This window comes from Spirochaetota bacterium, assembly GCA_026414805.1.
Lineage (GTDB): Bacteria > Spirochaetota > UBA4802 > UBA4802 > UB4802 > UBA4802.
This window is the reverse complement of sequence record JAOAIH010000177.1, coordinates 1-525: the sequence shown is the minus strand read 5'-3', so window position 1 is coordinate 525 and position 525 is coordinate 1. Positions and strand designations below refer to the sequence as shown.

Annotated in this window: 1 protein-coding gene; it reads right to left on the bottom strand. The window is 25.9% G+C overall.

Features of this window, described 5'->3' with window-relative positions; all coding sequences use genetic code 11:
* Positions 1–49 precede the first annotated feature (49 nt).
* Entirely contained in the window at positions 50–451 is a 402-nt protein-coding gene (locus tag N3F66_15250; protein MCX8125502.1) for a DUF5677 domain-containing protein, read from the bottom strand.
* Between the last annotated feature and the right edge of the window lie 74 nt (positions 452–525).

Sequence of the window (525 nt, the reverse complement as noted above, 5' to 3'; positions counted from 1 at the left end):
CTATAAGGAGGCTTTTTTAATTAATAGCATTTTTTTCGTTTAGGAATAATTAGTGTATTTTTTTTAAATAGTTAAGAATTTTTCGCAGTGTATCATAGCGTTGATATAAATGAGATTTTTTGTATTCTTCAATATATGTATCATCATTACAGCATGCCATTAATATAAAAGTTGCTTCCAGTAAAGATCGTAAAACCACCTCAGCTTCATTTGGAAGTCCAAAACTTAATAACAATATTACTGTTTGAAAAGATGTGATACATTTGCAAAATAACGATCCAATAATGGCATCTTTTGAAGTTTTCAAAAATTTCAAGCTCTCTATATTTTTCAATATCATCTGGTTAATTTTTATAGCTAGGGTGAAGTATTTTTTATATTTTTTTATAACCTGTTTTCTGAATACAAACATTTGATCGCTAGGAAATCCATATATATTAAAATTATTCATAGTAACCTCAATTCATTAATTTTTATTGGTAAAAAATATTTGAAGTATGAAAGGTCCCCGGTATTATATACAAT

Bases quoted from the DNA above. Each gene is read 5' to 3' on its own strand.
- N3F66_15250 (MCX8125502.1), bottom strand. From the start codon at position 451: ATGAATAATTTTAATATATATGGATTTCCTAGCGATCAAATGTTTGTA.